This is a genomic window from Candidatus Binatia bacterium (genome assembly GCA_029243485.1).
In the GTDB taxonomy this organism is placed as follows: domain Bacteria; phylum Desulfobacterota; class Binatia; order UBA12015; family UBA12015; genus VGTG01.
Genome location: JAQWRY010000019.1, coordinates 1 through 9,924, shown reverse-complemented (window position 1 = coordinate 9,924; position 9,924 = coordinate 1). Strand labels below are relative to the sequence as shown.

7 protein-coding genes and 1 pseudogene are annotated in these 9,924 nt (G+C 61.5%); 7 read left to right on the top strand and 1 reads right to left on the bottom strand.

Going from position 1 to position 9,924, the window contains the following annotated elements; all coding sequences use genetic code 11:
• The 3 genes from P8R42_07045 to P8R42_07035 all read left to right on the top strand — a co-directional run.
• Window positions 1-799, top strand: a 799-nt coding sequence (locus tag P8R42_07045; GenBank protein MDG2304400.1) for a hypothetical protein, incomplete at its 5' end; no start/stop codon positions are given.
• Window positions 800-825: 26 nt separating this feature from the next.
• On the top strand, window positions 826-1,215 hold the full coding sequence (locus P8R42_07040; protein ID MDG2304399.1) for a sulfatase-like hydrolase/transferase: 390 nt from the start codon (window positions 826-828) through the stop codon (window positions 1,213-1,215).
• Window positions 1,216-1,290: 75 nt separating this feature from the next.
• On the top strand, window positions 1,291-2,331 hold the full coding sequence (locus P8R42_07035) for a class I SAM-dependent methyltransferase (protein MDG2304398.1): 1,041 nt from the start codon (window positions 1,291-1,293) through the stop codon (window positions 2,329-2,331).
• A 274-nt stretch (window positions 2,332-2,605) separates the two neighbouring features.
• On the opposite strand, the pseudogene P8R42_07030 reads toward P8R42_07035, so the two are convergent.
• Window positions 2,606-2,785 (bottom strand): annotated as a pseudogene (locus P8R42_07030) (integrase core domain-containing protein).
• A 204-nt stretch (window positions 2,786-2,989) separates the two neighbouring features.
• Between P8R42_07030 and P8R42_07025 the strand changes: the two are divergent.
• The 4 genes from P8R42_07025 to P8R42_07010 all read left to right on the top strand — a co-directional run bounded on the left by P8R42_07025 (window position 2,990) and on the right by P8R42_07010 (window position 9,668).
• Complete coding sequence (locus P8R42_07025; protein ID MDG2304397.1) at window positions 2,990-4,186, top strand: SGNH/GDSL hydrolase family protein; 1,197 nt, start codon at window positions 2,990-2,992, stop codon at window positions 4,184-4,186.
• A gap of 6 nt (window positions 4,187-4,192) precedes the next feature.
• Entirely contained in the window at window positions 4,193-5,593 is a 1,401-nt protein-coding gene (locus P8R42_07020; GenBank protein MDG2304396.1) for an MBOAT family O-acyltransferase, read from the top strand.
• 26 nt (window positions 5,594-5,619) lie between these two features.
• A complete protein-coding gene (locus P8R42_07015) occupies window positions 5,620-7,041 on the top strand; it encodes a sulfatase-like hydrolase/transferase (GenBank protein MDG2304395.1) in 1,422 nt (473 codons plus the stop codon).
• 770 nt (window positions 7,042-7,811) lie between these two features.
• On the top strand, window positions 7,812-9,668 hold the full coding sequence (locus tag P8R42_07010) for a PQQ-binding-like beta-propeller repeat protein (GenBank protein MDG2304394.1): 1,857 nt from the start codon (window positions 7,812-7,814) through the stop codon (window positions 9,666-9,668).
• Window positions 9,669-9,924: the final 256 nt, after the last annotated feature.

Sequence of the window (9,924 nt, the reverse complement as noted above, 5' to 3'; positions counted from 1 at the left end):
CAGGAACATGATGGCGGCCTTCGAAGATACCGACCACGAGAAGATGACCGAGATCCGCAGCCGCGTGGGTACGGTCGTCGAGGACCCGGAGACCGCGCAGAATTTGCAGGCGTGGTACCGCCAACTCTGCAAGCGGCCGTGCTTCCACGACGAGTACCTGCAGGCCTACAACGAGCCCGGAACCACCCTCGTCGACACGAACGGCAAGGGCGTCGAGCGGGTCACAAAAAAGGGCGTTGTCGCCGCGGGCAAGGAGTACGAACTCGACTGCATCATCTACGCCTCGGGCTTCGAGGTGGGCACGGACCAGACGAGCCGAAATGGCTTCGACGTCACCGGCACGAACGGCGTGAAACTCTCCGAGGCCTGGAGTGACGGCATGCGCTCGCTGCACGGCATCCACGTCCACGGCTTCCCGAACATGTTCATCCTGGGCGGCTTCCAGGGGGCGGCGCTTGGCTGGAGGGACGTCGGCAACGTTTTCTTGTGCTTCAACGCGGTTGCCTTCCTGTGGATCTTCTTCCGCGCGGCGAACTTCAGTGATGCGCTCATCGTGGTCCAGTCGATCTTCACCGGCCAGTGGAACATCGCCCCGCCGACCTGGCAGGCGCTTCTCGTCCTGCTCGCGGCCGGCCTCCATCTCGGAGAGCGCCGACTCCGACCCCGCTTCGACCGACTACGCGCCTCGTTCGATAGCGTGCCGGGCACGGCGGTCGAAGGGCTGGCGCTCGGCGCCGTAATCGCGTTGGTAGTTGCCGCGAGCGGTGCGGGCGGCGAATTCATCTACTTCCAATTCTGAGCGACACCATGCGACAAGGAACTTCGATGAAGCGCCCTACCCCTCGCCTCTCGGCGATCGTCCTTACGCGGCTTGCGTCCGCCGCCTATGCCGAGACCGACGCCAAGCCGCCCACCAACCGCCCCAACATCGTGGTGATCCTTGGCGACGACCACGGCTGGCCGTTCTACGGCTTCATGGAATCGAGTCTCGTCGAGACCCCACACCTCGACACCCTGCCGAAGAACGGCACGGTGTTCCCCAACGCCTACAACACGGACTGCGTTTGCCGGCCCGCTCTTCGGTCCATCCTTACGGGCCTCCATCCCCAGCAATCCGAGCTCCGCGCGGCACGGATCACGCAGCGAAATCGTGCAACGACCGACGCACCACACCGGAAATCTCGCGGGGCGCCACCCGGCGACCTGGGCAAATAAGCCGTTTATGCTTCCTATCGCCCTGCGAAATTGACATGATCAAAATGCGAATCAAATAATGAATTGAGGTTAGTTATGAGAGGCAATATTATCGAGTGGATGCAGTGCCCGTCATGCCCGTCCTCAAAACAGCTTTCGTACCTTAGTTTTGATGAAACGAAAGATGAAGAAATAATTAATGGGGTTGTCTGGTGCGATGAATGCAGAAATTGGTATCCCATTGAAAATTACCTATTGGACTTTTTACCCGTCGAACTTTCCTACAGCGATGATCGTCAACAATTCTGGGGTCGTTATGCGACAGAATTGAAACAACTCCATCTTGAAGAAACAAAAAGTGACGGCCAGGCGGACTATGCCCTTCAATATAAACAGCAGACACATTTTGATTGGTATGCCAATAGTGACGAGCAAACCTATTTAAGTTACGAACAAACTCCTTTTTGGATTTCCGCTGACAAAATCGCCTTTGATGAATGGCGCGAAATGATACTTCCCAAAAAGTGGCTCATAGATGTTGGATGTGCACAGGGAAGAAGCACCTTCAAATTGATGGATTTCGATATCAATATCGTTGCTTTTGATATTTCCAAGCGAATGATCCGTCAAGCGATTGATAGATATAAAAGCCACAACTATAAAGCAAAAGCTGTATTTTTTACGGCTGACGCAACAAAATTCCCCTTCATCAACGAATGTTTTGATTATGTCTTACTCTATGGTGTTCTTCATCATTTACCGAACCCAAAAGATGCCTGCAGGGAAATTGCGCGGATTCTAAAACCGGGCGGGATTTATTTTGGGGAAGAGAACAACGATTCATCTTTTCGAAAGATATTTGACCTTCTACAGAACATAAACCCGATGTGGCATGAAGAAGCCGGACCGGAGCATTTGTTCTCGGAAGAGAAAATGAAATCATATTTTGAAAATACTGGTGTGGAAATAGAATCAAAGACGAGTATATTTTTTCCTCCCCATATAATTAATCTATTTTCTCAGGAGAGAGCGCGCAGATTACTTGAATTCTCAGATCATTTTTTACAATCGACTCCTTTTTTCTCAAATAATGGAGGCGTGATTTTAGTACAAGGCAAAAAAAATAACATTCAATGATCTTCCAAGGAAAACCCGGGACTGCGTCCCCTTTTCTGCGCTAGACCTTTCAGCAAGCTGTTGCTCTTGACATGCCCACAGATAGCGGGGGTTCAACGCGCAGGCCCTGCAGGAAATGGCCGAATCAGCGGGTTTCGTCAACATTCGAATTCTCACACCTAGCGGCTTCGCCGATACCTCATGGCAGGCGAGCTATCTATCAAATACGACGGGAAGCCTGCCTGGCGAACTGCCATCCGGTAATCACTTTTTTAACTGACGCCACAAGTAGAAGTCATGCTGCTGCCGGGACGTGTTGTGGTGACAAGCCACCATTGGCCTTGCTTGGCCGTTCATTATTGTAAAACCAGAGCCACCGTGTGGCATAGCTCTGCACTTCTTCGATAGACTCCAATACGTACTGACTTAGCCAACTCTAGCCCACCGTTTGGTTGTCACGTTCGACATAGGCGTTGTGCCCCGGCGACCTGAGCAAATAAGCCGGTCGTCCTCCCTATCGTCCCATGGCGAACGAGATAGATCCGGCGTTGTGGGAGCAGCAGGCTCCTTATGAGGCGCTCATGTAATTGTCGCCCGCGGCCACATGGAGCCGCAACGACCTGCAATGCGCAGACGCGTTGACAGGAGCGCACACGGAACGGCACTCTGTTCTCTTCCGTTGTCTTCCTCCTCGCAGCGCGCCGCTCCGTCCCGGAGCTCACCGACGGGTGGGCTCGGTCGATTTCTCGTAGGGGTCCTTAGCGCCTTCGGCGGGTTTCTCGCGATGGGCTGGCTGCTCATCTCGGCCCTCGATTCAAGCGAACAGAAGTACGGCACGGTGGAGCTGGACGTGGTCTCCGCCGTGCACGACTACCTCGGACGCGCGGGCGACTATTCGGGCCCTCCGAGAGTCGTCTACCTCGGTGACTCGCTGTCCATGCCCAGCCAGGGCCGCTCCATCACGAAGAAGCTCGGCCGGATACTCGCAGACCGGCACATGGGGGATGCCGAACCGCCGGGGGTCGTCAACGTGTCCGCTCCGGGCCTCACCGCGTTCTCCCACTACTTCCTGAGCGAGAAGCTCGCAGGTCTTGGCGCGGACCGGTTCATCGTCGGCATCAATCTGGGATGGTTCAGCCGAGGGCAGCACGCGCAGCAGCCTTCAATGGTGGGCCTTCTCCCTGCGAGCCGGTGGCCCGAAGTGTTCGCGCTTCCGCTCCGCAGCCTGGGCATCTCGGCGGACGAGATCATTACCTCCCGCGCGCTGATGCACTCCGGCCTGCTGGAGACCTGGCGGAGCCTACAACGGGAGCAGGTGCGACTCCGGCACGCAGTGAGGCGCGCCGCCAGTTCGCTGCTCCGCGCGCTCGGCCTACCGAACGACCAGAGCTACCCTCGACGCATCAAGGCCTACCACCACAGGAGTCGGACGCGCGCCGGACGACCAACCGAAGCGGGCGCGCGGAAACGGCTCGCACGGATCCTCGCCGGCCTCCCGGCCGACGATCCGAATCTGGCCGTGCTCGATGCGCTGGTTGGCCGATTGCGCGCTAGCGGCGCCCGCGTACTCCTCGTCGTCCCCCCGACAAACGTCGAAGCGCTGAACGAACTCGGTGTCTACAACCGCGAGGGCGTGCAGGCGTCCATGGCCCGAATCCGTGACGTCGCCGCCCGGAACGACGCCGATTTCCTCGATCTACACGCTCTCTTGCCGGACGCCGCGTTCCGAGACGCCAACGACCACCTCGCCTCGCGGTCCAAGTCCCGACCGACCCACCGAATCGCCTCCCAACTCGTCCTCTGGGCCGAGAACCAGCCCGACTGGGACCGGCTCCGCCCCGATCCGGACGTGCTCGGCAATCCCGCCGCACGGTAGCGAGCCATGCTGTTCCCAACTCTCTCGTTCGCCGTCTTTTTGTGCCTCGTCCTCGCCGGACATCGGGTGCTCGGGAATCGCTCGCGGGCCGCGTGGCTGCTGCTGACGAGCCTCCTCTTCTACTTCCTGTGGCTCCCGCCGTACCTCCTCCTCCTGCTTGCCGATATCGGCATCAACTACGCGCTGCTCAGAGGAATGCTGCGAAGCGCGCACCCTAAACGGTGGCTCACGGCCTCGATCGTCTTCACGATCGGCATTCTCGCGGGCTTCAAGTACCTCGACTTCCTCGCGGGAATCGCAGCTCCGTTCGCACAGATCCTGTGGAACACCGAAGTCCCACTGCCGCATCTACTGCTCCCGCTTGGCATCTCGTTCTATTCGTTCCAGATCATCGCGCTGCACGTCGACGTCTATCGCGGACAGATCGACGCGCCTCCACGCCTTGGCCGCTACGCGCTATTCGTCTGCTTCTTCCCGCAACTCATCGCGGGGCCGATCCTGCGTGGCAGCGAATTCCTGCCTCAGCTTGCAAGCGGCGGCGAGGTCTCGCGCGAACGCAGTCGTCGAGGATTGTGGCTGATTGCGATCGGGCTGCTGAAGAAGGTCGTGCTCGGCGACTTCTTGCTCTCTCCGATGGTCGACCTCATCTACGGTACGCCGGGGATCGCATCGGGCCCTGCGCACCTCATCGCCACCTACGCCTTCGCCTTTCAGATCTACTTCGACTTCTCGGGCTACACGGACATGGCCCGCGGGATCGCAAACCTGCTGGGCTTCCACCTGCCGCTGAACTTCGAGGAACCCTACCTCTCGCGGAACCCCACGGAGTTCTGGCGACGGTGGCACATGACCTTGTCGCGCTGGCTGCGCGACTACCTCTACATTCCCCTTGGCGGGAATCGGCAGGGATCCGTTCGTACCGGCGCAAACCTCTTCGCGACGATGCTTCTCGGCGGACTCTGGCACGGGGCCGGCTGGAACTTCGTGCTCTGGGGTGCCTTTCACGGGGTGCTCCTGGCGCTCCACCGCCCCCGGCGCGGCAAGACGGATCCCGAAGCGCCGGTGACCTGGAGGGACGCGGGGAGCATCTTCTTGTGCTTCAACGCCGTCGCCTTCCTGTGGATCTTCTTCCGCACGGCGACCTTCGGCGATGCGGCGACTGTGATTCAGTCCATCTTCACCGGCCCGTGGGCCGGTGCCCCGCCGACATGGCAGGCCCTTCTCGTCGCGCTCGCGGCCGCCCTCCATCTCGCCGAGCGGCAACTCCGACCCCGGTTCGACCAACTGCGCAGCTCGTTTGACAGCCTCCCCGGCGCGGCCATGGAAGGCCTGATCCTAGGAGCGGTGCTGGCGCTCGTCGTCGCGGTGAGCGGTGCCGGCGGCGAGTTCATCTACTTCCAATTCTGAGCAAGGGCGTGCAACAAGGAACATCGATGAGACGTCACGTCCTGTACTTCACCTGGATCGCCTGTGCGCTTCTCACATCGGCGACGAACGCAGAAGCCGTGTCTCCCGAGGCGACCGAGCGACCGAACATCGTGCTGATCCTCGGGGACGATCACGGATGGCCCTACTACGGCTTCATGGGATCGAGCATCGTCGAGACACCGAACCTCGACACGCTAGCGAAGAGCGGCACGCTCTTCCCGTACACATACAATACAGCGAGCGTCTGCCGGCCCGCCCTGCGCTCGATCCTCACCGGACTCTACCCGCAGCAATACGAGATCCGCGCCACGAAGATCGCCAGCCGCAATCGCTCCACCAGCGGCACCCGAGGCGAACCCATGACGGAGTTCGCGACCCTCCCTCGCGTCCTCGCGGCCGCGGGCTACGCCACATTCCAGGCCGGCAAACTCTGGGATGGAACGTACGCCGATTCCGGGTTCACAGGCGGGATGACGGCGACCCTACAAGAGGCGTCGACGCACTACACCGGGAACCTTGCCGGCAAGCAGCTCGGTCGAAAAACTCTCGACCCGGTCTTCGAGTTCTTACGCGCCCCTCGCGAGGGTCCGTTCTTCCTCTGGTTCGCACCCCAGCTTCCCCATGCCCCGCACAACGCGCCTGCGAAATTCTCCGACCGATACGGAGAGAAGGACCTCGTCGACGGAGCCCGTCGGTACTACGCCAACTGCACCTGGGAAGATGCAGTCGTGGGACAGCTTCTCGACTTCCTCGACAGCGAGGATCTCCGCGAGAACACACTGATCGTCTACCTCTCCGACAATGGCTGGGAGCAACCGCCCAGCCGCGCCGTGGTCACCCACCTCGGTGGCCGCCACGGCAAGACATCAATGCACGAGTTGGGCTTCCGAACCCCCCTCATCTTCAGCTGGCCCGGTCACCTCCCTGGGGATCGTCGCGTGGATGATCTGGTCTCGACAGTGGACCTGTTCCCGACTCTCGTCGACTTCGCAGGGGCCAAGGCACCGAGTAACCTGCCCGGAATCGACCTCGGTCCCATCGTGCGTGGCCGAACGGACGAGAGCCCGCGCGAGCGCATGATTGGCGGGCAGTTCGTAACCGGTGACGCGCGCCTGCCTGCCCCGTTCAAGAAGTACAGCGGCGACGCGTACTACCTGCGCGAAGGAGACTGGTACTACATCCTCTGGGGCGGGAATCTGAACCGTCAGAAGTTGTTCGACAAGAAGGCGGACCCCGAAGAACTCACCGACGTGTCCCTTCTGCATCCGGAGCGCGCGCGCGCCTACCGCGAACGTGTGCTCGATTGGCTCGACGAAACCGGGATCGGACGGAAGAGGCTCGGATGGACTCCTGGCTGGATCCTGCGGCGCCGTGCGCCTCCGAAGCCATCTCCCGCTTCGGCGCCCACGACCAACGAAGCCATGTAAGCGCGGCTATTACCCACGCCATCTCCGGCGCGCAAACAGCTTGCATGGCACTCAAGTACGCCGCCCCGCGGTTACGCCGCGGCGGCTCGCGCACAAGAACCGGACCTCGCTCCAGGCTTCGTGGTGGCGGCTACCCGTCGACCTGGGAAAATCGACCTGTCATCCTTCTTATCGTCACCTCCTAGGGCGCATTTAGCGGCGGCGGACGCCGGCGAGAGCGCCGAACGCGAACGCCGTCTGCGAGAGATTCCTTCGCAGCGTGAGCAACGAATGCCTCGATTCCTTCGTGATCCTGGGCGAAAAGCACCTCCACGCGGTTCTTCGAAGCTACTGCGATCACTTTAATCTAGCCCGGCCACACCAAGGTATCGGCCAGCGGATTCCGGCTGGACCACCGGGCCGGGTCGCAGGACGGGGATCGAGATCAGTCGAGGAGATCCCCATCCTTGGCGGTCTGCATCACAAATATCGCCTCGCTGCCTAGCGCGGATGGGCGCGGTAGCCAGTAGCGGCACGCCGAACCACTACCGAGGTGCATCCTACGCGGCGCTGCACCCAGCACACCCCATAGCGCCGCTTCTCGTCGCTGTGCGATTTGGCCTGAGCCATTCTTTCCCTTGCGCGACTGCGGCCGCCGAGTGCACCGTGAGAAACAGTTCGTTGGCGAAGAGTTGACCCGCCCGCGCGTCTGATCCACTTCCTCCGGCGTGGCCCTGCCGACGAGGAGGACTTGCATCGCCGGCAATCTGCGCCGTGGAGGCCCAGTCGAAATGAGAAACATGATCCTCGGAATTGCCGTTGTGCTGACGGTCTGGATGGCGCTCGCCGCTTCGGTCCAACCCGTACACGCCGGACCGGACGTTGGAGCGTGGCCCATGTTCCAACACGACGCACAGAATTCCGGCCGGGCGACGGTCAACGGTCCGCAGGGCCCGGTTCCGCACCTCATCTGGGAGTTCAACGGCGATTCGCGGTTTCTAGCCACCGGCGTCGTCGACGCCGACGGAATCGTATACGTGCCGAACGGAAAACGGCCCTTGACCGCACTCGATCCCGACACGGGCCTCGAGCTCTGGTCCCCGAACGTGGCGCCGGTGGCCGGGCAGGCGAAAGTCGGGCTCGCCGATCGCTCACAGCCTGCGGTCTCCGACGACGGCCGCGTGTATCAGGGAACACGCGACAACAACTTGTGGGCCACCGAAACCGGCGCCGGACCAGGCGACGTCGCCGGAGAGATCCACTGCACCTTCCACGTCCCACACGACGGAGACGTCACGACGTCTCCGACCATCGCGTCGGACGGGACAGTGTACATGGGTTCCGAGGCGTTGGGCGCGGGTTGGTTCTACGCCATGACACCCGACTGTCTGCCGAAATGGCCCGACGGCCCGAACGTCCAGGATGGGAAGGTCGTTCTGGGCGGGAGCCTCAAGAACATTGCGCCGGCGTTGACCCCAGACGAGTCCATCGTGTTCGTGTCGATCAAGACGGAGGCGATTGCGATCGATACGGCAGACGGCGATGAGCTGTGGCGCCGCACGATCGCCTCTTCGGGCTTCGGGAGTCGGACGCCCAACTTCAGCCCGGTCGTTTCGGCAGACGGCTCGGCCGTCTACTTCGTGTCCAAGGACGGCGTGTGGGCCCTCGACACGGCCACCGGAGCGGAGCTCTGGCCGGCGCCGTTCCTGCCCCCCTTCCCCCTCGCCGACGCGAGCAAGGAAGAGATGAAATCAGCACCCGCTCTCGCGGCCGACGGGACGCTGTACATCGGAGCTTCGAAGACGGGCTCCAGTCACTTCTATGCGCTCGATCCGGCCGACGGCAGCGTTCTCTGGAGTCACGAGCACACCGACAACAGCCAGTACATCAACAACCAAGCCGCGATCGGTGCCGATGGCACTGTCTACGTCGCGTTCGCCGAGACCCTGTTCGCGTTCGAAGGCGACGGGGACGGGTCGGGCGGGAGTGACATCAAGTGGCAGATGCTGGTCCCGGGCGGCTTCGACGCGGGGCCGATCGTCGGCGCTCCCGGCACACTCTACGTGGCCGCCGGGAAGCAGTTCTACAAGGTTACCGATCCCGATCCGGCCGGTGTGCTCTGCGCGCCCACCCCGGACGTGGGCTGCCGTTCGAGCGCACCCCTCGCCGCAAACCTCACCCTCGCTGACAAGAAGAAGCCCTCCCTGTCCTGGAAGCTCCGCAAAGGCGACGCGACGTCCACGGCCGACTTCCTCGATCCCGCGTCGTTCGGACGGTACGTGAGCGTGTGTCTCTACGACGGCTCGGCCTTGGCCCAACCAATCACCGCGATGAACTTCGCAAGCGGTGGCCAGTGCAACGGCAAGGACTGCTGGCGCACCAAGAGCAAGGGCTACAAGCTCAAGAACAAGAGTGGAGCCACCTCCCGCGGCGTCGGCAAGATCGGCCTCCGGGAAGGAGGCCAGGGTCGCTCGAGTGTCCTGGTGAAAGGCCAGGGAGACTTCCTGAACCTCCCCTCCCTGCCCCTCACTCCACCCGTGACCGTTCAGCTCATCATCGACGACGGCGCGAGCCGCAATTGCTGGCAGAGCTCGCTGCCATTCGTCCTGGAAAACGACGCGACCAGGTTCAAGGCGGTCGGACCGTAGGGCCTCGGAGCGACTTCCTCGCCCGAGCCGACAGAGGGGTCATGCCTCAGACGTGGAACCGCCAGGGCTGCCCGCCTGCAGCCCCGGGGTCCGGGGTATCGATACGAACCATCGACTGTGATGTGTCAAGTAGCGTGAGACACCTTCGATCTGTTGCTGCGTAGCTTCTCTCGAAGCGCTTCGTACGGCGTTCCGCCGCGAAACGCGCCGTGCGGACGGTGGTCGTTGTAGAAGTTCTCCCACTCCTCGAGTTTGG